The organism is Escherichia sp. AM3, from assembly GCF_032029835.1.
Classification (GTDB): Bacteria; Pseudomonadota; Gammaproteobacteria; order Enterobacterales; family Enterobacteriaceae; genus Escherichia; species Escherichia coli.
The window spans coordinates 1-260 of sequence record NZ_JAVUPQ010001070.1 but is presented as its reverse complement, the minus strand read 5'-3'; the positions used below and the strand labels follow the sequence as shown (position 1 = coordinate 260).

Annotated in this window: 1 pseudogene; it reads left to right on the top strand. The window is 55.0% G+C overall.

From position 1 onward, the window contains the following. Nucleotides 1-62: 62 nt before the first annotated feature. Nucleotides 63-260, top strand: a pseudogene (locus RTW80_RS29745) (deaminase); the annotation flags it as partial.

Here is a 260-nt window from a genome sequence, read left to right as displayed (position 1 = left end):
CTGCCTGCCCGCGGCGCTGCGCGGTGAAACGGGTACCCACATTATTAATGAAGGAAGATAAGATGAGTGAGAATAAAAGCCGCCGCGAGTTTATCAGCCAGAGCGGCAAAATGGTTACCGCCTGCGCGCTGTTTGGCGCCACGGGTTCCGTCGCGTATGCTGCCGATTCTGCAAAGGCAACCTGCGAGACGGGTAAACCGATGAACATCACCGCAAAACATTACTATCTCGACAACGTGCTGCTGGAAGCCGGGTTTAAC